This window comes from Pseudomonas sp. NPDC086251, from assembly GCF_044746405.1.
Lineage (GTDB): Bacteria > Pseudomonadota > Gammaproteobacteria > Pseudomonadales > Pseudomonadaceae > Aquipseudomonas.
In genome coordinates this window covers 232,076-255,924 of sequence record NZ_JBIVBY010000004.1, presented here as the reverse complement: position 1 = coordinate 255,924, position 23,849 = coordinate 232,076, and the positions used below count along the sequence as shown (strand labels likewise).

At 60.4% G+C, this 23,849-nt stretch carries 24 protein-coding genes and 1 pseudogene; 13 read left to right on the top strand and 12 right to left on the bottom strand.

The genetic code is table 11. The features are described 5' to 3' along the window. Positions 1-601 precede the first annotated feature (601 nt). Both rhtA and ACIPL2_RS08250 read left to right on the top strand, forming a co-directional pair. Positions 602-1,489, top strand: coding sequence for a threonine/homoserine exporter RhtA (rhtA, locus tag ACIPL2_RS08255; protein ID WP_401354784.1), 888 nt, complete (start codon positions 602-604; stop codon positions 1,487-1,489). 167 nt (positions 1,490-1,656) lie between these two features. After that, complete coding sequence (locus ACIPL2_RS08250; protein ID WP_401354782.1) at positions 1,657-1,938, top strand: hypothetical protein; 282 nt, start codon at positions 1,657-1,659, stop codon at positions 1,936-1,938. A gap of 15 nt (positions 1,939-1,953) precedes the next feature. Here ACIPL2_RS08250 and ACIPL2_RS08245 read toward each other — a convergent pair whose 3' ends face one another. After that, a complete protein-coding gene (locus ACIPL2_RS08245; RefSeq protein WP_401354780.1) occupies positions 1,954-2,514 on the bottom strand; it encodes a TetR/AcrR family transcriptional regulator in 561 nt (186 codons plus the stop codon). 92 nt (positions 2,515-2,606) lie between these two features. Here ACIPL2_RS08245 and ACIPL2_RS08240 point away from each other — a divergent pair, with 92 nt between their 5' ends. Further along, on the top strand, positions 2,607-3,335 hold the full coding sequence (locus tag ACIPL2_RS08240) for an SDR family oxidoreductase (protein ID WP_401354777.1): 729 nt from the start codon (positions 2,607-2,609) through the stop codon (positions 3,333-3,335). 38 nt (positions 3,336-3,373) lie between these two features. After that, entirely contained in the window at positions 3,374-3,964 is a 591-nt protein-coding gene (locus ACIPL2_RS08235; protein ID WP_401354774.1) for a 2-hydroxychromene-2-carboxylate isomerase, read from the top strand. Here ACIPL2_RS08235 and ACIPL2_RS08230 read toward each other — a convergent pair. Beyond that, the gene (locus tag ACIPL2_RS08230) at positions 3,961-4,959 is read right to left on the bottom strand and encodes a zinc-dependent alcohol dehydrogenase family protein (protein ID WP_401354771.1); all 999 of its coding nucleotides are present in this window, start codon (positions 4,957-4,959) and stop codon (positions 3,961-3,963) included. The genes ACIPL2_RS08235 and ACIPL2_RS08230 overlap by 4 nt on opposite strands. A gap of 104 nt (positions 4,960-5,063) precedes the next feature. On the opposite strand from ACIPL2_RS08230, the gene ACIPL2_RS08225 reads away from it, so the two are divergent. Beyond that, positions 5,064-5,984 carry a LysR family transcriptional regulator gene (locus tag ACIPL2_RS08225; RefSeq protein ID WP_401354769.1) on the top strand — a complete coding sequence of 307 codons (921 nt, stop codon included), beginning with the start codon at positions 5,064-5,066 and terminating at the stop codon, positions 5,982-5,984. On the opposite strand, the gene ACIPL2_RS08220 is transcribed toward ACIPL2_RS08225, so the two are convergent. From ACIPL2_RS08220 to ACIPL2_RS08205, 4 genes and pseudogenes are all read right to left on the bottom strand, one after another. Then, a complete protein-coding gene (locus ACIPL2_RS08220) occupies positions 5,977-7,785 on the bottom strand; it encodes an aminopeptidase P family protein (RefSeq protein ID WP_401354766.1) in 1,809 nt (602 codons plus the stop codon). The two genes, ACIPL2_RS08225 and ACIPL2_RS08220, sit on opposite strands and share 8 nt — an antisense overlap. A gap of 65 nt (positions 7,786-7,850) precedes the next feature. Then, positions 7,851-9,008 (bottom strand): cysteine desulfurase family protein, encoded by a 1,158-nt coding sequence (locus tag ACIPL2_RS08215; protein WP_401354763.1) that lies wholly within the window; start codon positions 9,006-9,008, stop codon positions 7,851-7,853. 205 nt (positions 9,009-9,213) lie between these two features. Next, a pseudogene (locus tag ACIPL2_RS08210) lies at positions 9,214-9,827 on the bottom strand (LysE family translocator). Between the two features lie 101 nt (positions 9,828-9,928). Beyond that, positions 9,929-10,198, bottom strand: a complete 270-nt coding sequence (locus ACIPL2_RS08205) for a hypothetical protein (RefSeq protein WP_401354760.1) — start codon at positions 10,196-10,198, stop codon at positions 9,929-9,931. Positions 10,199-10,598: 400 nt separating this feature from the next. On the opposite strand from ACIPL2_RS08205, the gene msuE reads away from it, so the two are divergent. The 4 genes from msuE (at position 10,599) to ACIPL2_RS08185 (ending at position 14,766) form a co-directional block, all read left to right on the top strand. Continuing rightward, a complete protein-coding gene (gene msuE / locus ACIPL2_RS08200; RefSeq protein ID WP_401354758.1) occupies positions 10,599-11,162 on the top strand; it encodes an FMN reductase in 564 nt (187 codons plus the stop codon). Between the two features lie 10 nt (positions 11,163-11,172). Further along, positions 11,173-12,318, top strand: coding sequence for an FMNH2-dependent alkanesulfonate monooxygenase (gene ssuD, locus ACIPL2_RS08195; RefSeq protein ID WP_401354755.1), 1,146 nt, complete (start codon positions 11,173-11,175; stop codon positions 12,316-12,318). 132 nt (positions 12,319-12,450) lie between these two features. Next, the gene (locus ACIPL2_RS08190; RefSeq protein WP_401354752.1) at positions 12,451-13,638 is read left to right on the top strand and encodes an acyl-CoA dehydrogenase family protein; all 1,188 of its coding nucleotides are present in this window, start codon (positions 12,451-12,453) and stop codon (positions 13,636-13,638) included. A gap of 24 nt (positions 13,639-13,662) precedes the next feature. Continuing rightward, positions 13,663-14,766: a sigma-54 interaction domain-containing protein gene (locus ACIPL2_RS08185; protein WP_401354751.1), complete on the top strand. Its 1,104-nt coding sequence runs from the start codon at positions 13,663-13,665 to the stop codon at positions 14,764-14,766. A gap of 4 nt (positions 14,767-14,770) precedes the next feature. Here the strand turns inward: ACIPL2_RS08185 and ACIPL2_RS08180 are convergent, their stop codons facing one another. Beyond that, the gene (locus ACIPL2_RS08180; protein WP_401354749.1) at positions 14,771-15,142 is read right to left on the bottom strand and encodes an antibiotic biosynthesis monooxygenase; all 372 of its coding nucleotides are present in this window, start codon (positions 15,140-15,142) and stop codon (positions 14,771-14,773) included. A gap of 95 nt (positions 15,143-15,237) precedes the next feature. On the opposite strand from ACIPL2_RS08180, the gene soxR reads away from it, so the two are divergent. Next, complete coding sequence (gene soxR, locus ACIPL2_RS08175) at positions 15,238-15,705, top strand: redox-sensitive transcriptional activator SoxR (RefSeq protein WP_401354748.1); 468 nt, start codon at positions 15,238-15,240, stop codon at positions 15,703-15,705. A gap of 123 nt (positions 15,706-15,828) precedes the next feature. Here soxR and ACIPL2_RS08170 read toward each other — a convergent pair whose 3' ends face one another. From ACIPL2_RS08170 to ACIPL2_RS08160, 3 genes are all read right to left on the bottom strand, one after another. Beyond that, complete coding sequence (locus ACIPL2_RS08170; protein ID WP_401354745.1) at positions 15,829-16,599, bottom strand: MetQ/NlpA family ABC transporter substrate-binding protein; 771 nt, start codon at positions 16,597-16,599, stop codon at positions 15,829-15,831. A 74-nt stretch (positions 16,600-16,673) separates the two neighbouring features. Then, a complete protein-coding gene (locus ACIPL2_RS08165; RefSeq protein ID WP_401354742.1) occupies positions 16,674-17,339 on the bottom strand; it encodes a methionine ABC transporter permease in 666 nt (221 codons plus the stop codon). Between the two features lie 2 nt (positions 17,340-17,341). Further along, positions 17,342-18,556 carry an SfnB family sulfur acquisition oxidoreductase gene (locus tag ACIPL2_RS08160; protein WP_401354740.1) on the bottom strand — a complete coding sequence of 405 codons (1,215 nt, stop codon included), beginning with the start codon at positions 18,554-18,556 and terminating at the stop codon, positions 17,342-17,344. A gap of 264 nt (positions 18,557-18,820) precedes the next feature. On the opposite strand from ACIPL2_RS08160, the gene ACIPL2_RS08155 reads away from it, so the two are divergent. The 3 genes from ACIPL2_RS08155 to ACIPL2_RS08145 all read left to right on the top strand — a co-directional run bounded on the left by ACIPL2_RS08155 (position 18,821) and on the right by ACIPL2_RS08145 (position 21,355). Continuing rightward, the gene (locus ACIPL2_RS08155) at positions 18,821-19,279 is read left to right on the top strand and encodes a VOC family protein (RefSeq protein WP_401354737.1); all 459 of its coding nucleotides are present in this window, start codon (positions 18,821-18,823) and stop codon (positions 19,277-19,279) included. A 231-nt stretch (positions 19,280-19,510) separates the two neighbouring features. After that, the gene (locus ACIPL2_RS08150; RefSeq protein WP_401354735.1) at positions 19,511-20,386 is read left to right on the top strand and encodes an alpha/beta fold hydrolase; all 876 of its coding nucleotides are present in this window, start codon (positions 19,511-19,513) and stop codon (positions 20,384-20,386) included. Between the two features lie 18 nt (positions 20,387-20,404). Then, positions 20,405-21,355: a LysR substrate-binding domain-containing protein gene (locus tag ACIPL2_RS08145; RefSeq protein WP_401354732.1), complete on the top strand. Its 951-nt coding sequence runs from the start codon at positions 20,405-20,407 to the stop codon at positions 21,353-21,355. A 144-nt stretch (positions 21,356-21,499) separates the two neighbouring features. Here ACIPL2_RS08145 and leuD read toward each other — a convergent pair whose 3' ends face one another. Both leuD and leuC read right to left on the bottom strand, forming a co-directional pair. Beyond that, positions 21,500-22,114, bottom strand: a complete 615-nt coding sequence (leuD, locus tag ACIPL2_RS08140; RefSeq protein WP_401354730.1) for a 3-isopropylmalate dehydratase small subunit — start codon at positions 22,112-22,114, stop codon at positions 21,500-21,502. Further along, positions 22,111-23,532 (bottom strand): 3-isopropylmalate dehydratase large subunit, encoded by a 1,422-nt coding sequence (gene leuC, locus ACIPL2_RS08135; RefSeq protein ID WP_401354728.1) that lies wholly within the window; start codon positions 23,530-23,532, stop codon positions 22,111-22,113. Before leuC ends, leuD begins: the two co-directional genes overlap by 4 nt. Positions 23,533-23,849 lie beyond the last annotated feature (317 nt).

Sequence of the window (23,849 nt, the reverse complement as noted above, 5' to 3'; positions counted from 1 at the left end):
CGCGGAGTAACTTGTGATGCTGATAATCTTGTTGACTATCAGTCTGACTCCACAAGCACCCACACGAATTGCTTGATTCAGTTGTTAAAGAGCGGTGGGCTGAGTCTTTCGTCTCAACCGAGGCGCGCATTCTACAGCAGCGCCAATTGCTGTCAAGCGGTTATTTTTCGAAGTTTTCAAAGTTTCCTTTGCAACTTCAACCACTTGCGCTTCCGATCTCTCGTTAGCGGGAGGCGAATTCTACAGCGTTACTCGCTGCTGTCAACACCTCTTTTCCGCCGCTTTCGACCGAGAAGATCGAATCGTTGATAAGGCGACAACACACTGCCTTAAACAACTCCTTCCTGGCTTCGATGACCTGAAGCCACCTGCTGCCGAAAACTGCGTAACTCTTTGTTTACCAAGGAGTTTCCCGTTTCGACTGCGCCGGAAGTGGGGCGAATTATAGACACTCAGGATTTGCCGTCAACCGTTAATTACTCTTTTCTATCAGAAGGCCAAAATCACTGCTTATATATAGACGCGCCGGCACCGATTGCGCAGTATATTGCCCAACACCTAGAGCAACACTCGAGCTTCCTACTTCGGACGATGCCACGTAATGAATGACCAACCCCGCAGCCTTGCCTCAACCCTGTTCTCGGTTGGCCTGCTTATAGTAGCCATGGCGTCGATCCAGTCCGGAGCTTCCCTGGCCAAAAGCATGTTCCCTCTTATCGGCGCCCAAGGGACGACCACGCTGCGACTGATCTTCGCCAGCATTATCATGGTGCTGCTACTGCGCCCATGGCGGGCGAAGCTCACCGCAAAGTCCCTGCGCACTGTCATCGTCTACGGGATGGCCCTGGGCGGCATGAACTTGCTCTTCTATATGTCCTTGCGCACGGTCCCCTTGGGGATCGCAGTAGCGCTGGAGTTCACCGGTCCACTGGCGGTTGCGATCTATGCCTCGCGGCGTGCGATCGACTTTTTATGGATCGCCCTGGCTAGCGTCGGCTTGCTGCTGTTAATACCGACAGGAGAAGCGAGCGCAGGCATCGATCTGGTCGGTGCCGGTTATGCCCTGGGCGCGGGGGTCTGCTGGGCGCTGTACATTCTGTTCGGTCAAAAGGCCGGCGCAGACAACGGCGTGCAGACGGCGGCGCTGGGGGTCATGATTGCCGCCCTGTTCGTAGCACCTTTCGGGATTGCCCATGCGGGTGCCGCGCTTCTGAACCCTTCGCTGATCCCCGTAGCCATCGGTGTCGCCCTTCTCTCCACAGCGCTCCCCTACACCTTGGAGATGGTCGCTCTCACGCGAATGCCAACCCGCACCTTTGGCACGCTGATGAGCATTGAACCGGCGATTGGCGCGCTGTCCGGCCTGCTGTTCCTCCAGGAATACCTCTCACTGTCACAGTGGATGGCCATCATGTGCATTATTTTGGCGTCCGTCGGCGCGACCATGACCATGGGGAGCACCGCGAAGCCCGCGGTCGCGGCAGATTGAAACAGGATTTGACGCGGGTCTGGTATTTACCGCTCAATTAGGCCATGTTTAGGCCGTAACCCAGTGTCAGACATGGACTTTTCACGACAGGGATATCAGAGCGCTTCGAACGAAAGCGAATACAGCCAGACCCGGGCGCCAGATCCGGGAATGCTATAAGGACAGCAATGAAACGAATTTTGCTACTGATCGCCGTACTTGCAGTTGCGGGCTGCGCGGCGACCTCGGAAACGCATGTCAAACGGGGCAAGAAGGGGCTTCATATCAACTGTTCCGGGCTATCGTCCACCTGGGACAAGTGCTACACCAGCGCCGCCAACTCCTGTGCCCCCAAGGGCTACAAGGTGATCGCCAAGTCGGGGGACTCGGTGGAAGAACCAGGCGATTATCCGTTTGGGCTCAACCCTGCCGGCTATACCAGCCGCAGCATGATCGTCATCTGCAAGTAGATTGATGCCGTCTTGTCAGGTTCTTGGACTTGCGATCTGGCGGCCAATTTCATCATAGCTGGACTTCAAAACGGCGCGCTGGATGTCTGGCGTAGCCAGCATACGCGCCACCACCAACGCACCGATGCACTGCGACAGAATTGCCCAGGCCAGGCTGTCGCTTTCCAGAACGCGCGCCCAACTCTCCTGAAGCCTGCAAATCCAGGCCTCCGCCTGCTGACGAATTATAACGTCTGAGCGGGCGATTTCAGCGCCCAGTGTCGGCAACGCACAGCCGGATTCCGGGTGCTCGACATGGGCCATGGTCAGGTAATGTTTCAGGCAGCGTTCGAGCCGCTCACGGTCTTGCTCGCCTCCCAGTCGCGCCAGGCTTTGCCCCAACTCTCGCTCGACAATTGAAGCGAACAATTCGTCCTTCGACGAAAAGTGACTGTAAAAAGCCCCGCCACTCAAGCCGATAGCCTTCATCAAGCCGTCGACACCCACCGTTGAAAAACCAGACTTCTTCGCCGACAGCGCACTGCTTTGCAACAGTTTCTCTTTGGTTTCCAGCTTGTGATTGGCCGAGTAACGCATTGCCTTGCCCTCAGGATTGATCGCCTTGACGCCTGTCGAATCGTAGCATAACGTTCGTTCAGTTAACGATCGTTTAGCAAAGGGAACTACCCATGAATAATAAGAAGGTCGTACTGGTTGTCGGCGCAGGTGATGCCACGGGCGGCGCTATTGCCAAGCGTTTTGCCGAGGAAGGTTTTGTCGCCTGCGTTACTCGCCGCAGTGCAGACAAACTCCAGCCATTGGTGGATGCCATCAAGGCCAATGGCGGTGAAGCACACGGTTTTGCCTGCGATGCGCGCAAGGAGGAGGACGTGATTGCGCTGGTCGAGCAGATTGAAAGTCAGATAGGCCCTATCGAAGCGTTCGTCTTCAACATCGGCGCCAATGTGCCGTGCAGCATTCTCGAAGAAACCGCGCGCAAATATTTCAAGATCTGGGAGATGGCCTGCTTCTCGGGGTTTCTCAACGCGCGTGAAGTGGCCAAGCGCATGGCCAAGCGTCAACGCGGCACCATTCTGTTCACCGGTGCCACTGCCGGTATGCGTGGCGCAGCAGGGTTTGCGGCGTTCGCCGGCGCCAAGCACGGGATTCGGGCCCTGGCACAAAGCATGGCCCGTGAGTTGGGGCCGATGAATATTCACGTTGCCCACGTGGTTGTCGACGGTGCCATCGATACCGATTTTATCCGCGAAAGCTTTCCAGAGAAGTACGCGACCAAGGATGAGGACGGCATCCTCAATCCCGAGCACATCGCCGAGAACTATTGGTACTTGCACAGCCAACCGCGCGATGCGTGGACATTCGAGCTGGATCTGCGGCCCTGGAGCGAACGCTGGTAAGCCCACCCCCCAATAACAATAAGCAGAGTGCATCGTTCATGAGCAAAACCGTTGAGTTCTATTTTGACCTTGGCAGCCCGGCCACCTACCTGGCGTATACCCAACTGCCGAAGATCTGCGCGCAGACCGACAGCCAGCTGATCTACATTCCCATGCTGCTGGGTGGCGTCTTCAAGGCAACCGGCAACGCCTCCCCGGCGATGATCCCGGCCAAGGGCCGCTACATGTTCCAGGACCTGGACCGCTACGCCGAGCGTTACGGCGTGCCGTTGAAGTTCAACCCGCACTTTCCGATCAACACCCTGATGCTCATGCGCGCCGTGACGGGCATGCAGTTGCGCCATCCCGAGCGTTTCCAGGCGTTCATCGATTGCCTGTTTCATGCCCTTTGGGTTGAAGGCCTCAGCCTGGATGACCCGGCGACCGTGGCGGCAGTGCTGACCCAGAACGGTTTCGATCCGAACGCTGTCATGGCGCTGACCGCCGATGAGGACGTCAAAGCCACGCTCAAGGACAACACCGAGAAAGCCGTACAACGAGGCGTATTCGGCGCCCCCAGCATGTTTGTCGATAATCAACTGTTCTTCGGCCAGGACCGACTGGACTTCGTCCTTGAAGCCTTGAGTTAAATCTCGACGACCAACCGTCCCTGCGCAGCGCCCGAAACCAGCAGTTCATGGGCGGCTTCGGCGCTGTGCAGTGTGAAATGCCGCGGGTCGAGCAACGGTTTCAACTGGCCCGCCTCGATCAACTGCGCGGCTTCCCGAAGAATCTCCCCATGCTGTTCACGCCCATTGCCAGTCAACAGAGGCAACAAGGTGAACACCCCGGAGTAGGTCGCGGCCCGAAACGACAGCGGCGCCAAACTGTGTTGGCCCCAACCGAGGCAACTCAGCACATGGCCGTGGTAAACCCGTGCGGCCTTGAATGACGCATCCAGGGTTTCGCCGCCCACTGTGTCATAGACAATATCAAAGCCCTCCCCAGCCGTATGCTCAGCCACGTAGTCTTCAACCGAAGACGACCGGTAATCAATGAAGGTTGCACCGAAGCCTTCGATGATCGCCTGATGCCGGGCTGACCCTGTGGCAAACACCTCGGCACCGAAAGCGCGGGCTATTTGCACCGCAACGTGTCCGACACCGCCCGCGCCACCGTGAATCAGCACCTTCTGCCCAGCCCGCACATGAGCCCGGTCCACCAAGCCTTCCCACGCCGTGATCAGAACCAACGGCAACCCGGCCGCCTCACGCATGCTCAGATTGACCGGTTTACGTGCCAGCAGCCGCGCATCGACCACCGCAAACTCCGCAAGCGAACCCTGGGCCCCGCCGATGCCGGTCGCCATCGCGTAGACCTCATCGCCGGGCAACCATCCACTGACGCCCTCCCCCAAGGCCTCAACTATGCCCGCCAGGTCCATCCCCAATACCGTCGGCAACGGCTGACGGGCATGGGCGGCCTGACCCGCACGAATTTTTCCATCCAGTGGATTTACCCCACTGGCTTTGATCCGGACCAGCACTTCACCCACACCCGGTACGGGCCGTTGAATGGAAGCCAAGCGTAACGGCCCATTGGCCGAATCAACAATCAGAGCGCGCATTTCAAGTGAGTCAGTCATTTCGCAAATTCCCGTCAGAGGTGGCTGTGGGATTAATCTTCCTCCCTGCCACTCATGCCGATAAGACGCCATATAGCTATAGTGACCATGCCCATTTGGCATCAATGAGAAACCCCGTGGATAAACTCAATGCAATGGCGATTTTCGTCCGCGTGGTCGAATGCGGTAGCTTTTCTGCCGTCGCCCGGGAGTTGCAGACCAGCCAGCCAACCATCAGCAAGGTCCTGCAAGCGCTGGAAAGCGAATTGGGTGGAAAGCTGATTTCCCGCAGCACCCGAAAGCTGTCGCTGACTGACGAAGGTCAGCGCTACTACAACGAATGTCGACAAATCCTGGCGGCAGTCGATGCCGCGGAGCACAGCTTCCAATCCGGCCGGGAAAGCATCGCCGGCCACCTGAGAATCGGTTCCTCGGTCAGCTTCGGGCGCTTGCAGATTGCCCCGCGACTACCGGAGTTCCTCAAACGCTATCCACAGGTTCAAATCGACCTGCAACTGAGCGATCAAAATCAGGACCTGGTCAGTGAAGGGCTGGATGTCACATTTCGAATTGGCGAGTTGAACGACAGCGGCTTGATCGCCCGCCACATCGGCACGACCCACCGAGTGACCGTCGCCGCCCCCGACTACCTGGCGCTACACGGCCAGCCACAAACGCCGGATGAACTGCGTAAGCACAACTGCCTGCGGTTCAACCTGCTGAACAGTCAAAACCTGTGGGTTTACGAAAGAGACGCCCGTCGCCACGAAGTGCGGATAACGGGCAACGCGCAAAGCAACAACTCCGAGGCGATCCGCGAGATGGTGCTGGGGGGATTGGGGATTTCGCTGTCGCCGGTATGGTTGTTCAGTGAGGACCTGAATGCCGGGCGAGTGCAGGCGATTTTGCAGGACTACACCGCGCAGTCACTGCCAATTCATGCGGTGTCCCCGGCGAATCGTCGCCAATCCGCCAGGGTCAAAGCCTTTGTCGACTACATGAGTCAGGCGCTGGAAACAGCGCCTGAACTTCAACCGATCAGATAGCCGCCGTGCGGGTGTTCAACCAGTCGAGCGCTGCGCCGTCCAGCAACGGACTCAAGCGCTCGCGCACCTCGGCGTGGTAGGCGTTAAACCACTGCTTCTCTTCCAGCGTCAGCAGCGACGGCTCCAGGCAACGGGTGTCGATCGGGCACAGGGTCAGGGTTTCGAACTTCAGGAACTCACCGAATTCGCTTTTGCCGGCCTCGCGGTTCAACACCAGGTTCTCGATCCGCACACCCCAGCGGCCTGGACGATAAGTACCCGGCTCGATGGACGTGATCATGCCCGGCTGCATCGCGGTTTGCGGTGCGGCGGCGGCCTGATAGGCGATGACCTGCGGACCTTCGTGAACGTTCAGGAAGTAGCCGACGCCATGCCCGGTGCCGTGACCGTAGTCGACGCTTTCGGCCCAGATCGGCGCGCGGGCAATCGAATCCAGCAACGGCGACAGAATGCCTTTCGGGAATTGCGCGCGGGACAAGGCAATCACGCCTTTGAGCACTCGCGTGCAATCGCGCTTCTGCTCATCCGTCGGCGTACCGACGGGCACCATCCGCGTGATGTCGGTCGTGCCGCCCAGGTACTGGCCGCCGGAGTCGATCAGCAACAGACCGTCACCCTCGATCACCGCGTGTTCTTCTTCGGTGGCGTGGTAGTGCGGCATCGCGCCATTGGCGTTGAACGCGGCGATGGTGTTGAAACTCAGCGACACATAACCCGGACGTCGGGTACGCGCAGCCGTGAGGTGTTCGTCGATGGTCAGTTCGGTGATGCGCTCTCGCCCCAGCGCCGAGTCCAGCCAGGTGAAGAATTCGCACAGCGCCGCGCCGTCCTGCTCCATGGCCTGACGAATGTGCTCGGCATCGGCCAGGCTTTTCTGCGACTTGGCCAATGTCGTCGGGTTCAGGCCTTCGATCAGTTTCACACCGCTGTTGAGGTTATCCAGCAAACCGGCGGTGACGCGCCCCGGATCGACTTGCAGGCTCGCACCGCTCGGCACTGCGCGCAGGGCATCGGCCACTTCGCTGTAATCGCGCAGGGTCACGCCGTCCTGTTCGAGGAGGGCACGCAGCTCGGCATCGACCTTGCTCAGGGCGACGAACAGGGTCGCCTGTTGTTGGCTGATCAACGCGAAAGAAACAAACACCGGGTTGAACGACACATCGCCGCCGCGCAGGTTGAACAGCCAGGCGATGTCGTCGAGGGTGGCGATGAAATGCCAGTCGGCACCGCGATCTTTCAACACCTCACGCAGCTTGGCGAGTTTCTCGCCGCGGCTCACTGTCGCCTGTGGCGGCAAGTGCTGATAGATCGGTTCGTTCGGCAGCGTCGGGCGGTCGCTCCAGACTTCGTTCAACAGGTCGATGTCAGTGCGAAGTCGGGCGCCGCGCTCTTCGAGTTTGCTACCCAGCGTACGTGCCGAGGCAACCGCCATAACCGCCCCATCCACCGCGACCACGCCACCTTCAGGCGTTTGCTCGGCCAGCCAGTCCAGCGGGCTCGGTTGACCCGGTTGCAGCTTGACCAGTTCGATGCCGCTGCCCTTGAGTTCCTTGGTCGCTTGTTCCCAATAACGGCTGTCGGCCCAGACGCCGGCAAAGTCCGGCGTCACGATCAGCGTGCCGACCGAGCCATGGAAGCCCGACAACCATTGCCGTCCTTGCCAATAGCCCGGCAGGTATTCCGACAGGTGCGGGTCGGCCGACGGCACCAGCAGGGCGTGAATGCCCTCCCGGCTCATCAGCTCGCGGGTTTGCGCCAGGCGCTGGGGCACCGATCCATTGATCGAAGGCTGCGTACTCATCATGTCTCCTGCTAATCACTTAATCATTATTGTTAAGTGCCGATCCAGGTCGGCGCTTCAAGGCGCTACTGCCAGAATGCCGGGGCACTGGCGCAGGCTGTTTTAATCAGGTGTGCGGCTTGATCGATATCCTGCTCGGTGGTGAAACGTCCCAGGCTCAAGCGAATGGTGCGGCTCGCCGAGCGGGCGTCATGCCCCAGGGCCAGCAGCACGTGGGACGGAGCATTGCTGGCGGAGTTGCAGGCCGAGGTCGCGGAAAACGCGATCGAGGCGCTCAACGCCGCGGAATTGAACTCGCCTTCATTGAAGGTCAGGCTCAGGGTATGGGGAATACGCTGGGTCGCGCTGCCATTGAGGCGCACGCCGGGAATGCTCAGCAACTGCTCGAGCAAGCGTTCACGCAGACGCACGATCGTGGCTTTTTCTTCATCGAACACCGACGCCGCCAATGCGAAGGCAATGCCCATGGCCGCGATCTGGTGAGTCGCCAGTGTGCCGGAACGCAAACCACCTTCGTGACCGCCACCATGTATCTGCGCCTGCAAGCGCTGCTGCGCGCGAGGGCCGACATACAACGCGCCGATGCCCTTGGGGCCGTAGATTTTGTGCGCCGAAAATGACATCAAGTCCACTGGCCACTCGGCCAGGTCGATCGTCACTTTGCCCGCACCTTGGGCGGCGTCGACATGGAACAACGCGTCACGATCACGCACCACCTGGCCGATGGCCCGGATGTCGTTGACGGTGCCCAGCTCGTTATTGACCAGCATCAGCGACACCAGAAAGGTGTCCTCGCGCATCGCTTCGCTGACGGCTCGCGCGGTGATCAGACCTTCGCTGTCTGGCACCAGATAGGTCACGGCAACGCCGGCGTCCTGCAATTGTCTAGCGGTGTCGAGAATGGCTTTGTGTTCGATCTGGCTGGTGATGATGTGGCCACCCGCAACGCCACGCGCCTGGGCAACCCCCTTGAGCGCAAGGTTGTTGGATTCGGTGGCGCCGGAGGTCCAGACGATCTGCTCAGCCTGGGCACCGACCAGTTCGGCCACTTGCTGCCGCGCCTGCTCGACCGAACGTCGGGCCTGTTGGCCGAACGCGTGGGAGCTGGACGCCGGGTTGCCGAAGTTGCCGGAAAAACCCAGGCACTCGACCATGACCTTGATGACTCGCTCATCCACCGGCGTGGTGGCGGCGTAGTCGAAATACAACGGACGTTTATTCATAAAAGACTCGCAGAGCGTGTTCCGGGATCAGGAAGCTCGTTGCTGGAAACGTCAAAGCGCCGCCTCGTGAGCGACGCTGAATCATCAGCACGTCAGCAATACCTGATCGGAGGCCGTTAAAGAAGTACAACTTCATTTAAAAGTGCGTAGGAACGCTCCTGAAGTCGAGCTTAACAGGCATCGGGCAACCGGTTGAAGCAATGCGTCAGCTAAAGCTTTCAAGCAACAACGGATACAGCGAAACCACCAGCAGCGTGGCCATGCCCCAGTTGAACAGGCGCAGCCAGCGGCGATCTTTCAAGACGTTGCGCAACAGCGTGCCGCAGGCGGCCCAGACGCTGACACTCGGCAGGTTGATCAGGGCGAAGACTGCGGCAATCACGATCACATTGGTGAAGTAACCCTGCATGGGCGTGTAGGTGCTGATAGCACCGATGGCCATGATCCAGGCCTTGGGATTGACCCACTGGAAGGCTGCCGCGCCCAGGTAACTGATCGGTTTGCCTTCGCTCTGCTCACTGTCCGAGACCGGCCCCGAATGAGCAATTTTCCACGCCAGGTACAGCAAGTACGCCGCGCCCACATAACGCAGGACGGTGTAAAGCAACGGATAAGTTTGAAACACAGCGCCCAGACCGAAACCCACGGCCACGACCAGCACGAAGAAGCCGCAGGTGATGCCGAGCATATGGGGGATGGTACGGTTAAAGCCGAAGTTCACGCCCGATGCCAGCAACATGGTGTTGTTCGGGCCCGGCGTGATCGAGGTGACGAGGGCAAACAGGGCGAGCCAAGTAGCAGGTCGAGGGAGAGTGTCATGAGGGGCAGTCCATCAGGGTCAGTCAGGTATTGACCCTATCGCACCCCTTGCCGGAAACCCATGGACAGTTGGGCGAAAGTTGCAGCGGTACAGTTTTGGTTCAGCTTGGGCGACCGTGCAGCTGTACAGCACGCTCGGCATTCATTTCGCCTTGATTGTCGAAGCTGAAAGACTTTTGCGGCTGGCCGAGCAATTCGGCTTTTTTCGCGTGGTACTCGTCAAAGGACAAGCCGCGGCGATTCAGCGCTTCCAGTGCCAATTCCTTGGTTTCTTCAGCGGTGTAAGGCCGCAGTTCGGGGGACACGTGGCTGGCACATCCGGCGAGAACAGAGACGGCGAGCAGCAGGAAAGTGGCGATTAGAGGTTTCATTGTGGGCGTCCTGGCATCTGGGTTCGAGGCAATGAACACAGGCTACGCCGGGCATCCGATGAGCAGAAATCAACGCTCTCGATAGTGGCTATCAACTTTGCCTAATGCTGCGCCGGCAGCGTGCCTCATATCTCCAAACGATCTATAAATAGTAATTTAAGATCCTTTACGGAATAACAACGAGCCTTTATAACAACTCCATCGCTTCACGCACTGTTGCCCAGGCAACTGTTTGCCAGGCAACAGCCATTCAACAAACAGCCCTGCGAATCAAACAGCATTAACCGGTCAACGCGCTGAAAGCCCCGCCAATCGGGGCTCCGACGGATTGGTACAGCTTTTGCTCAAGCCCTGTGACTACTCACTGCTCGCTGAGCAACTGTTTAAAAAGGAACTGATCATGTCGCGTCCATTGAAAGTCGTTGCCCTCTCCGGCGGTACCTGGCGTCCGTCTCGCACGTTGGTGCTGACCCAGGCGCTGTTGGCGCAGTTGGCCGAGCAACTGCCGATCGAGAGCAAGCTGATTGAACTGGGTGACATCGCCCGCCCACTGGGCGCGGCCCTGTCCCGTCAGGAATTGAGCGCCGAGATCGAGGCCGAGTTGCAAGCCATCGAAAACGCCGACCTGCTGATTGTCGCCGCGCCGGTTTATCGCGGCTCCTACCCGGGCCTGCTCAAGCACCTGTTCGACCTGATCGACCTCAATGCGCTGATCGACACCCCGGTGCTGCTGGCCGCCACCGGTGGCAGCGAGCGTCATGCGCTGATGCTCGATCATCAGTTGCGGCCGCTGTTCAGTTTCTTCCAGGCCCTGACCTTGCCGATTGGTGTCTATGCCACCGAAGCCGATTTCTCCAATTACCAAATAACCAGTGAACTGCTAAAGGCCCGCATTCAACTGGCTGCAGAACGCGCGGCGCCGTTGTTCGGCGTGCACCCAAAAAATCTGCTGAAAATCGCTTAAGGATTTCTTCATGGATGTTTTCTGGTTTCTGCCCACCCACGGCGACGGCCATTACCTGGGCACCACCCAGGGCGCTCGCCCGGTGACGCTCAACTATCTGAAACAAGTCGCACAGGCTGCCGACAGCCTTGGCTACCACGGCGTACTGATTCCCACCGGGCGTTCCTGCGAAGACTCGTGGGTGATCGCTTCGGCGCTGGTGCCGTTGACCGAACGCCTGCGGTATCTGGTGGCGATCCGCCCGGGGATTATCTCGCCGACGGTTTCGGCACGCATGGCCGCCACGCTGGATCGGCTGTCCAACGGTCGATTGCTGATCAACGTCGTGACGGGCGGTGACCCGGATGAAAACCGTGGCGACGGGATCTTCCTCGATCACAGTGAGCGCTACGAAGTCACCGACGAGTTCCTGCAAATCTGGCGTCGGGTGTTGCAAGGTGAATCAGTGGATTTCGAAGGCAAACACCTGCAAGTGCAGAACGCCAAAGCGCTGTATCCGCCGGTGCAAAAACCCTATCCGCCGTTGTACTTCGGTGGATCCTCGGAAGCGGCCCATGACCTCGCCGCCGAGCAGGTCGACGTCTACCTGACCTGGGGCGAGCCACCGGCCGCCGTGGCGGAAAAACTTGCCGATGTGCGTGAACGTGCCGCGCGCAACGGGCGCACGGTGAAGTTCGGGATTCGCTTGCACGTGATCGTGCGCGAGACCGCCGAAGAGGCGTGGAAAGCCGCCGACAAACTGATCGAACACATCAGCGACGAGACCATCGCCGCCGCGCAGAAATCGTTCTCGCGCTTCGATTCCGAAGGTCAGCGACGCATGGCTGCCTTGCATGACGGGCGTCGCGACAACCTGGAAATCGCGCCCAACCTGTGGGCCGGTGTCGGCCTGGTACGCGGCGGTGCCGGAACGGCGTTGGTCGGCGATCCGCAGCAAGTGGCGGCGCGAATCAAGGAATACGCCGACCTGGGGATCGAGAGTTTCATCTTCTCCGGCTATCCGCACCTTGAAGAGGCGTATCGCTTTGCCGAGCTGGTGTTCCCGCTGTTGCCCGAGCCGTACGCCAGCCTTGCCGGGCGCGGCGTCACCAACCTCACCGGACCGTTTGGCGAAATGATCGCCAATGATGTGCTGCCCGCCAAAGCCACGGCCTGACCCACGCAGCTCTTGTAGGAGCGAGGCTTGCCCGCGAAGAAGGCACCGCGGTGTATCTGATGGACCGCGTTATCGTTCTTCGCGGGCAAGCCTCGCTCCTACGAGGGGCGTCGTACATAAAAGGAAATTCGTGTGACGGCCAAACCGCAAAGCGCCCTGATATCCCCGCTGCAAACCGCTCGCCAGTTGGCCGCCGAGTTTGCCCTGACCGCTGTCGAGCGCGACGAGAGAGGCGGCACGCCCAAGGCTGAACGTGACGCCTTGCGTCACAGCGGCCTGCTCGCCTTGAGCATTCCCACCCAGTTCGGCGGCCTCGGTGCCAGTTGGAGTGACACCCTCAACATCGTGCGCGAGTTCGCCAAGGTCGACAGTTCGATTGCGCATGTGTTCGGTTTTCATCACCTGATGCTCGCCACCGTGCGCCTGTTCTCCCGCCCCGAACAGTGGCAGCCGTGGTTCGAACAGACGGCCCGCAAGAACTGGTTCTGGGGCAACGCCCTCAATCCTCTGGACACCCGCACCGTGGTCAAGGACCTCGGTGGCTGGCGTGAGTTTTCCGGCAAGAAAAGCTTCTGCTCCGGTGCCAGCGATTCGCAAATGCTGATCGCCTCGGCGGTGGACGAAAGCGCTGGCGGCAAGTTGTTGATCGCGGCGATTCCCAGCGGTCGCAGCGGCATTACCTTGCATGGCGACTGGAACAACATGGGCCAGCGCCAGACCGACAGCGGCAGCGCCACGTTCGAGCGGGTGCGGGTCGAAGAGTCGGAATTGCTGCTGGACCCGGGTCCGCTCAGCACACCGTTCGCTTGCCTGCGGCCGTTGATTGCCCAGCTGACCTTTACGCACATGTTCCTCGGGATTGCCGAAGGCGCTTTTGAAGAGGCGCGCCAATACACCCTCACCGAGACACGGCCGTGGCACAAATCCACTGTCCAGGAGGTGAGCCAGGACCCTTATGTGCTCGGCCACTACGGCGAATTCTGGGTCGCCCTGGAAAGTGTCCGATTGCTGGTGGAGCGTGCCGCCGATTTACTCGACAAGGCCTGGGCCAAAGGCCCGAGTCTCAGCGCCGAGGAACGTGGACACCTGGCAACAGCCATCGCCACGGCCAAGGTCGCCGCCACCCGCAATGGCCTGGATCTGTGTAGCCGGTTGTTCGAAGTGACCGGTGCGCGTTCGACTCACGCCTCCCTGCGACTGGACCGCCACTGGCGCAACCTGCGCACGCAAACCCTGCACGACCCGGTGGATTACAAACTCCATGAACTGGGTGACTGGGCGCTGAACCAGTCCCTGCCGATCCCGACTTTCTATTCATAGCCTTCCATTCATGGAGCCTGCCCCATGCAACTTCTGACCCTACCGCCCTCGCCCGCCCTGGCCACTTCGATCCGCGCCACCGCGCAAGTCTTCGAAGACCCGAAGTCCCAAGCCTTGCTCGCGCACATTCAACAGGTCGCGCCGAGTGAAGCCAGCGTGCTGATCATCGGCGAAACCGGCACCGGCAAGGAGCTGGTGGCGCGGCACATCCACAACCTCAGCGCCCGGCGTAACCGGCCCTTCGTGGCGGTGAACTGCGGTGCGTTCTCCGAATCGCTGGTGGAAGCCGAGTTGTTCGGCCATGAAAAAGGTGCGTTCACCGGCGCCCTGAGCGCCAAGGCGGGTTGGTTCGAAGAGGCCGACGGCGGCACGTTGTTCCTCGATGAAATCGGTGACTTGCCGATGGCGATTCAGGTCAAGTTGCTGCGGGTGTTGCAGGAGCGCGAGGTGGTGCGACTCGGTTCGCGCAAGAGCATTCCCATCGACGTGCGAGTGCTCGCGGCGACCAACGTGCAACTGGAGAAAGCCATCAACGCCGGGCACTTCCGCGAAGACTTGTACTACCGCCTCGACGTGGTCAGCCTGGAACTGAGCCCGTTGCGTGATCGCCCCGGCGACATCCTGCCGCTGACCCGGCATTTCGTCGAAGCCTACAGCCAGCGCCTCGGCTACGGCACCGTCACCATCAGCAAAGAGGCCGAACTGAAACTGCGCGGCTACAGTTGGCCGGGCAATATCCGCGAGCTGGAAAACGTCATTCACCACACCCTGCTGATCTGCCGCAACGGCGTGATCGAACGCGATGATCTGCGCTTGTCGAACATGCGCATCGAGCGTCAGGACGATCACCACAGCAGCGTCGACGATTCAGCGCAGGCCTTGCTCGACCGCGCCTTTCAGAAGCTCTTCGAAGAGCAGGCCGGCGCGCTGCATGAGAAAGTCGAAGACGCCTTGCTGCGGGCGGCTTATCGCTTCTGCCATTACAACCAGGTGCACACCGCCGCCCTGCTCGGGTTGAGCCGCAACGTGACCCGCACGCGCCTGATCAAGATCGGCGAACTGGCGGTGAACAAGCGCCGGCCCACGGAAAATGTGCAGGGCGAGCGCTTGATGCAGTTGTCGATCTAGATGTTTACCCTGCATGCACCAGGTTGCAGTGCAGCGCGTTGTCGTGGCTGCGTTCCAGACTGTGCAGCACCTGGAACGAGCCGAAGGTCACGGTTTTCGCCTGATGCGCGCGGATCAGTTGCCAAAAATCCTGTTCGCCGCTTTCAAAACTCCGAAACGCGGCTTCCCCCGCCTCACGGGACTGCCATTGCAAGTAATTGAGCACCCGCCGGCCATCGTCGCTGGCCTGGATGCTCGCACTCAGAAAACCACTGTAGCCCTGGGCCAGGCGCTCGGTCTGTTTCGACAGCGCCGACACCAGCGCCGGCTGTTGATGGGGTTCGATCTCGAATTCGATCAACTGGGTGAAGCTGCGATTTTTCTCTAGAACGTGCATGAATAGTCCCCACTCGCGTGTAAGCCGGACCTTGCGATCCGAAGGCCTGCAGGGTAAAACCTCAAGTTAACTAGAGGTCAAGAGGCATTTTTCAAATGATCACCTCGGACAATCTGCACAAGGAACTCACCGTCGGCCAAGTGGCGGCGCGCAGCGGCGTGGCGGTCACCGCCCTGCACTTTTATGAAGCCAAGGGTTTAATCAAAAGTCATCGCAATCAGGGCAATCAGCGGCGCTACCCCCGGGAAGTGTTGCGGCGGGTGGCGTTGATCAAGGTCGCCCAGCGGCTGGGGATTCCATTGGCGGAGATCGGTGAGGCGTTGAAATCGTTGCCGGACAACCGCGCGCCGACGGCGGCGGACTGGCAGGTGTTGTCGGCGCAGTGGAGCCGGGATCTGGATGAGCGGATCAATCAGCTGACGTTACTGCGGGACCGGTTGAATGGCTGCATTGGTTGTGGGTGTTTGTCGATGGAGGCGTGCCCGTTGCGCAACTTTGGCGATGTGCTGGGGGAGCGTGGGCCGGGGGCGCAGCTGTTGGAATCGGGAGTTGATCCGAAATAGTGGTGCGGCCTTCGCGGGCAAGCCTCGCTCCTACAGGTTTCGAGTCGTTTGTGATTGCTGTGAACGACACAACCCTGTAGGAGCGAGGCTTGCCCGCGAAGGCGTCCTCAAGGCCAGCGAAGATCAGAACCCCGGCGCAATCTGCCCTTTGTAGCGGGTCAAAATGAACTGCCGGACCTCATCGGAATTCAATGCCTTGGCCAGTTTCTGCAAGCCCGGGTCGTTGATATTGTCCGGGCGGGCCACGAGGAATTCGATGTACAGGCTCTTGCCCTTCTCGACGATCAGCGCGCTGTTGGTGTCGATCCCCGCTTCCAGGGCGTAGTTGGCGAAGACAAACGCCAGGTCGACCTGGCTCACCGAACGCGCCAGCAGTGCGCCTTCCAGTTCACGAATTTTCAAATGCTTTGGGTTTTCGACGATGTCGCGCTGCGTCGCCAGGGTGTTGCTCGGGTCCTTGAGTTTGATCAGCCCGGCTTCGTGCAACAGCACCAATGCGCGGCCGGTATTCACCGGGTCGTTGGGAATCGACACGGTGGCGCCGTCCTTCAGTTCCGAGATGTTTTTGATCTTGGTCGAATAGGCCCCGAACGGTTCGATGTGCACACCGACCACCGGCACCAGATCGGTGTGGCGGGTCTTGTTGTAGTCATCGAGAAACGGCCGGTACTGGTAATAGTTGGCGTCGAGGTTTTTCAACGCCAGTTGCTGGTTGGGCTGGATGAAGTCGGTGAACACCTTGATATCCAGGTCCACGCCTTCCTTGGCCAGGGTCGGTTTGACGAATTCGAGGATTTCCGCGTGCGGCACCGGCGTGGCGCCGACGACGAGTTTTTCGTTGGCGTGAACGCTCAACGAAACCAAGGCAGCCAGTATGGCCAGGGTCTTTTTCATGGTGTGCTCCAAGGCAGATTGAGTGGCCGTCGTGGGGCGGACGTGGGGCCGTTTTTTGGTTTTGATTGAACAGTTCAACGTCGGCTGTAGCGCGCCACGAGTCGGTCGCCGGTCATTTGCAGGGCCTGGACCAGGATCAGTAAAAGCACCACGGTGACCACCATCACGTCCGTCTGAAAACGCTGGTAGCCGTAACGGATCGCCAGGTCGCCAAGACCACCGCCGCCAATCACACCGGCCATGGCCGTGTAATCCACCAGCACAATCGCGGTCACCGTGACGGCTGCCAACAACCCTCCCCGTGCCTCCGGCAATAAGGTGTGGCGGATGATCTGCCACGTGGTGCCACCCATGGCCTGAGTCGCTTCCACCACCCCGCGATCGACTTCGCGCAACGCGGTTTCGACCAGCCGGGCGAAGAACGGCGTGCAGCCCACCACCAACGGTGGAATGGTGCCCGGCACGCCCAGTGAGGTGCCCACCAGCAGCGTGGTCAGGGGAATCAGCACGATCAGCAAAATGATGAACGGCAGCGAACGCAGCATGTTGACGATCACCGACAACACCCGGTAAACGCCGATCGCTTCATGCAACTGGCGCTTGCCGGTAAGGAACAGCACCACCCCCAACGGCAGCCCCAGCAGCACGGTAAAACCGAGCGCGGCGCCGAGCATGCTCAACGTATCGAGGCAGGCCTGGGCGATGTCGGCCCAATAGATATTCTTGAACCACTCCGCCATGGTCAGGACCAGTCGTGGCGTGGTGGCTTGACGCCGTTGAGCAGCCAGTTGCCGACCACGTGGTACTTCCAGCGCACCGGGTCATGCAGCGTATGCACCCGGGCGTTGCGCCAGTGACGGTCGAAGTTGTGCTTCTTCAGGGTCGAGCGGGTGCCGCCGAGTTCGAAGAGTTTGTTGCTCGCTTCGATGGCGATTTCGGTGGTCAGCACCTTGGCCTTGGCCACGGCCAAGGACGCTCGGGCGACGTTGTCTTCATCGGGTGCCGGACGTGCCGCATCCAGCGCTCGGCCGGCGCGCTCGAGCAAGGCTTCGGCGGCTTCCAGGCGAATTTCCAGGCCGCCGACCTGAATGATGGTCAGCGGGTCTTCACTGGCTTTTTCCACACCCGCGTCGATCCACGGCCGGGCGAATTGCTGAACGAACGCAATGGTGTCACGCAGGGCCGCGCGGGCAATGCCGGCGTCGATGGCCGCCGTGGTCAATTGCGCGAAGGGGCCGGCCAGGGTCGGGCTTTCATAGGAGCGATAGGTCGGGAACAGGTTGAACGCCGAGACGTGCAGGTCCTCGGCCAACACCGTGCCGCTCGACGTGGTGCGCTGGCCGATGCTGTCCCAGTCGTCGACGATCACTAACCCCTTGGTCCCGCGCTCGACAAAAGCCAACTGACCCTTTTGATCCTCGTCCAGCGCCAGTACCGCCAGGTAGTGGGCGTAGAGCGAGCCGGTGCAGTAGCCCTTGCGCCCGTTGATCACATGGCCGTCGCCATAGCGGCGAATCGCCGCCTGAATATCCTGCACGTTCTTGCCACCGGTTTCCGACAGCGCGTTGGCGAAGCGATGGCCTTGCAGCGCCAGGCCGAAGAAATGCGCTTGCTGCTCCGGAGTGCCTTGCAGGCGGATGTCTTCCAGCAGGCAATAGTGGTTTTGCGGAATTTGCCCAAGGGATGGATCGGCCGCCGAGACGATGGCGATGACCTGCGCCAGCACCGCGTACGACACCTGCGCACCGCCGAATGCCTTCGGCACGCTGATGCCCCACAGGCCACTGTTGGAATACAGGTCGACGATCTCGGCGGGCACCTGGCGACGGCGGTCGCGCTCGGCGTCTTGCTCCAGCAGGATTGCGGCGACCCGTTCGGCCACACGCAGGGCTTCGGCTTCGTCGGTGATCCGATGGGCGGCCGGCGGGTTGATTGGATAGGCGGCAGATTCAGGCATACAAGACTCTCGGTACCAATGTTTACACGAGTCATTGCAGCTTCTGTGCCTGACCGCCACAGCCCGTGTTTTCGGGCAGATCAGGGTTGTTTCGAGGGTTTTTCAGCAAGAAAGCCGGGCAATCTGTTGCATCGCTGTTGATGGCTGAACAGTGCTGCTGCTCGTCGGGCACTCGGATGCAGCAAAGGGGCTGACCTATAGTTATCCGACCGGAAAACGGCGAAGGACCATCTTCAATTCACAACAACAAAAGGGAGAGTAATCATGAGTGTCAAACCCATTCCAGAGGGTTATCACAGCATCACCCCGTACCTGGGCATTCAAAAAGCGGCGGAAGCCATCGATTTCTACAAGAAAGCCTTTGGCGCCATCGAAGTCATGCGCCTGGCCATGCCCGACGGCGGCATCGGCCACGCCGAACTGCGCATCGGCGATTGTCCGATCATGCTGGGTACACCGTGCGATCAGGGCCCCTTGAGCAATCCGGACAAGTCGCCTTCGGTGGGCCTGCATCTGTATGTGACTGATGTCGACAAGTCGTATAAACAGGCGATTGCCGCCGGCGGCACGGTGGTGTCCGAGGTCAAGGATCAGTTTTATGGCGACCGTTCGGGGACGCTGAAAGATCCCTATGGGCACCTGTGGTTCCTGGCCACGCGCAAGGAGGATCTGACGCAGGAGCAGATTGAGCAGCGGGCGAAGGAGATGTTTAGCCAGGGTTGAGATCTTTGGTGGTTGATCCGGCCTCTTCGCGAGCAAGCCCGCTCCCACATTTGACCGCGTTGTCTGGACGATCGCGATCAAATGTGGGAGCGGGCTTGCTCGCGAAGAGGCCCTCGCAGGCACCACCTCTCTGCCTTGAACACACTTCATGAACACGCACTCCACGCTTTACGCCTTGCCCTGAGAACTCATCAATTTCAGGATGCAGCCAACTCCAACAAGGACTCATCCATGTTCGCCGGATTTATCAAAGACCAGCGCCACGTCAATGGCGTGGACATTGCCTACCGCATCGGCGGCAGCGGGCCGGGCCTGCTGCTGTTGCACGGTCACCCGCAGACCCATGTCATCTGGCACAAAATCGCCGAACAACTGGCCGAGCATTTCACCGTGATCGCTGCCGACCTGCGCGGTTATGGCGACAGCGGCAAACCACCGGCCAACGAACATCACACCCACTATTGCAAACGTGAAATGGCCAAGGACGCTGTGGCGCTGATGCAGTCCCTGGGCTTCGAACAATTCTCGGTGCTGGCCCACGACCGTGGCGCCCGCGTCGCCCATCGTCTCGCGCTGGATCATCCGGACTGCGTGCAGCGCATGGTGCTGCTCGACATCGCCCCGACGCTGTCGATGTACGCACAAACCAACGAAGCCTTTGCCCGCGCCTATTGGCACTGGTTCTTCCTGATCCGCCCGGCGCCGCTGCCGGAAACCCTGATCGAAGCCGATCCCGATGCCTACCTGCGCAGCGTGATGGGCAGTCGCAGCGCCGGGCTCAAACCGTTCACCGCTGAAGCCTTCGACGAATACTTGCGCTGCCTGAAATTGCCGGGCACCGCGCGCGGTATCTGCGAGGATTACCGCGCCAGCGCCAGCATCGACCTGGAACATGACCGCGCCGACATCGAGGCCGGTCATCAGCTGAACCTGCCCTTGCTGGTGCTGTGGGGCGCCGACGGCACGGTCGGGCGCTGCTTCGAGCCGCTCAAGGAATGGCAACTCGTTGCCACCAACGTCAGCGGCAAAGCACTGCCCGCCGGCCATTACATCGCCGAAGAAACCCCCGAACTGCTGCTCGCCGAAGCGCTGGCTTTCCTGCGCTGACACCCGCGTCGCACTGCTATGCTGGCGGCTCATGCCGCCAGTGTTCGTTCTGCCATGACCACCAAGAAAGACACCGTGCCCCTACCCGAAGACTTGCGCGTACTGCTGACCGTGATTCGCAAGAGCGGTTTCGCCGCCGCCGCGGATGAGCTGGGCCTGTCGCCCGCCTATGTCAGCAAGCGCATCCAGATTCTCGAAACCACCCTCGGCACGCGCCTGCTGCACCGCACCAGCCGCCGCATTGCCCTGACCGAGGACGGCGAGCGGGTCCAGCGCTGGGCCTTGCGGATTCTCGATGATTTCCAGCAATTGCACGACGAGCTTTCCGACGCCCACGACAGCCCTCGCGGGCGCCTGCATTTGTGCACCAGTTTCGGTTTTGGCCGTAACCATGTAGCCCCGGCCCTGTCGTTGCTGGCCGAGCGTTATCCCGACCTGGAGATTCGCCTGGACCTGTTCGACCGCGTGGTCGACATTGTCAGCGAAGGCTTTGACCTGGAGATCCGTGTCGGTGATGACATTCCCGGCCAGCACATCGGCCGACAGTTGGTGAGCAACCGCAGAGTGCTCTGCGCGGCGCCGGCGTATCTGCAACGTCGGGGTACGCCGCAGGTGCTGAGCGATCTGGAGCAACACGATTGCCTGGTGCTCAAGGAGCGCGACAACGCGTTCGGCGTATGGAACCTGCAGCGCGACGGGGTTCAGGACAGCGTGCGGGTCAGCGGGCCGTTGTCATCCAACAGCGGGGAAATTGTCTTGCAGTGGGCCCTGGATGGGCGCGGCGTGGTGTTGCGGTCATTGTGGGATGTGAAACCGTTGCTGGAACAGGGACGGTTGGTGCAGTTGCTGCCGGAGTACACCCAGAGTGCCAACGTCTGGGCGGTGTACCCGACGCGGCTGGCGTATTCGGGGAAGCTGCGCGCGTGTGTGGAGTTTTTGCAGGAGCATTTCAAGGGGTTGTCGGTGTAGCCCGCGCCCACACCGAATTCTGTGCCTGACAAAGATCAACTGTGGGAGCGGGCTTGCTCGCGAAGGCGGTGTATCAGTCACATATTATGTCGACTGACACACCGCCTTCGCGAGCAAGCCCGCTCCCACATTTTTGATTTGTGTTCAGGCTAGCCAGGGGTTGGCTGTCAGGTGCTCGCGTTCGAAGGTTTTGATTTGATCGCTGCGCTGCAGTGTGCTGCCGATTGCATCGAGGCCCAGTAACAGCGAAGTCTTGCGCAGGGTGTCGATCTTGAACGGGATCACTTCAGCATCGTGCAGGCGAATCTCTTGCGCCTCCAGATCAACGCTGATTTGCGCGCCATGCGGCTGGCTGACCACTCGCCCGAGCCGTTGCAACACCGCCTCATCGAGGGTAATCAGCAGCACACCATTACGCTGGCAATTGTCATAAAAAATCCCGGCAAAACTGCTGCCGATCAGCGCCCGGATGCCCATCTGCTTCAAGCCCCACACCGCATGTTCGCGGCTCGATCCGCAGCCGAAATTCGGCCCGACCACCATGAAGCTCGCCCCTTGCCACGCCGGTTGATTCAGGACGAACTCGGGGTTGAGTGACCCATCAGGCAAAAAGCGCAGATCGAAAAACAAGCCACGGTCCAGCCCTGCGCGGTCGATGCCCTTGAGAAACTGCTTGGGCATGATCACGTCGGTATCGATGTTGGCCGCGAGCATCGGGGCGGCTTTGCCGCTGACCTGGGTGAAGGGTTGCAGGCTCATGCGCGGTCTCCAAAATGGCGGATGTCGATCAAGTGGCCGGTGATCGCCGCGGCAGCGACCATGGCCGGGCTCATCAAGTGTGTACGGGCGCCGGCGCCCTGGCGGCCTTCGAAATTGCGGTTGGTGCTGGACGCGCAACGGTCGCCCGGCGCCAGCACGTCGTCGTTCATCGCCAGGCACATCGAGCAGCCGGACTGCCGCCATTCGAACCCGGCGTCGATAAAGATCGCCGCCAGCCCCTCGGCTTCGGCCTGGTTACGCACTTCGGTGGAACCGGGCACGATCATCGCTCGTACATGCCCGGCCACGTGTTTGCCGCGCACTACGCTGGCGGCGTCGCGCAAGTCTTCGATGCGCGCGTTGGTGCAGGAACCGATAAAGGCATGGCTGATGACGATATCGCTCAGCGGCATGCCGGCCTCAAGGCCCATGTAGTTCAGGGCGCGGCGCATGTCCTGGCGCAGGATCAGGTCGCTGACATCTTGCGGATCCGGCACGCAAGCGCCGATCGGAGAGGCCTGATCCGGGCTGGTGCCCCAGGTGACCATCGGTTCCAGCGCGCGGGCGTCCAACTGGACTTCACGGTCGAAGTGCGCGTCTGCATCGCTGTGCAAGGCCCGCCATTGTTCAATCGCTTGGTCCCACAATTGACCTTTCGGCGCGCGGGGTTTGCCCTTGAGGTAAGTGAATACTTTTTCGTCCGGCGCCATGAACGCACCGCGTGCACCCGCCTCCACCGCCATGTTGCAAATGGTCATGCGCGCTTCGACGCTGAGGGCGTCGATGGTCGAACCGCAAAACTCTATGGCATAGCCGGTGGCCCCCGACGCGCCGATCTGGCCGATCAACGCCATGATCACGTCCTTGGAGGTCAGCCCCGGCGCCAACGCTCCGTCCACGGTCACGCGCATGCTTTTCAGGCGTTTGTAGACCAGCGTCTGGGACGCCAGCAGGTGCTCGATCTCCGAGGTGCCGATGCCGAAACCGAAGGCGCCGAGGGCACCGTAGGTGGTGGTGTGGCTGTCGCCGGCGGCAATCACCATGCCCGGCAGGATGAAGCCCTGCTCCGGAGCGATGACGTGTTCGATGCCTTGGCGCTTGTCGAGGATGTCGAGCAGTTCGATGCCGAAATCCCGGCAGTTTTCCGCCAGGTACGACACTTGCCGCGCGCCACCGGGGTCAGGCATGGCGGCGATGCGCACGGGAGCGGTGGGGTTGACGTGATCGACCACCGCGAGCGCGGTTTCCGGCCGCCACACACCGCGTTTTGCCTCACGCAAACCGCTGAAGGCCTGGGGGCTGGTGTATTCGTTGATGACCTGGCGATCGATGTACAACAGGACATGGCCCTGGTCATCGAGGCGACACACCGTGTGGGAATCGATGTGTTTGTCGTAGAGGGTTCTTGCTGAAGTCATGGAAGTACTCGCTCAGGCTCGCGGGTGACAGGCGTCTGCGCTCCATCTTAGGCAGTCGACCGGACCCATCAATGGCCTGAGAGTGATCCCGTGAACCATGTTTCGTGTTGGATCGGCCCTTGTAGGAGCGAGCTTGCTCGCGAAAGCGGTCCGCCCGATACATCAATGCTGAAGGTGCCGTCGCCTTCGCGAGCAAGCCCGCTCCCACACTGGATCTGTGGTGAACACAAAAATGCTGAACACTGCAGTTCAACTGTGGGAGCGGGCTTGCTCGCGAAGGCGGTGGGTCAGACAGCGTTGATCGCGGCTGAAACGAC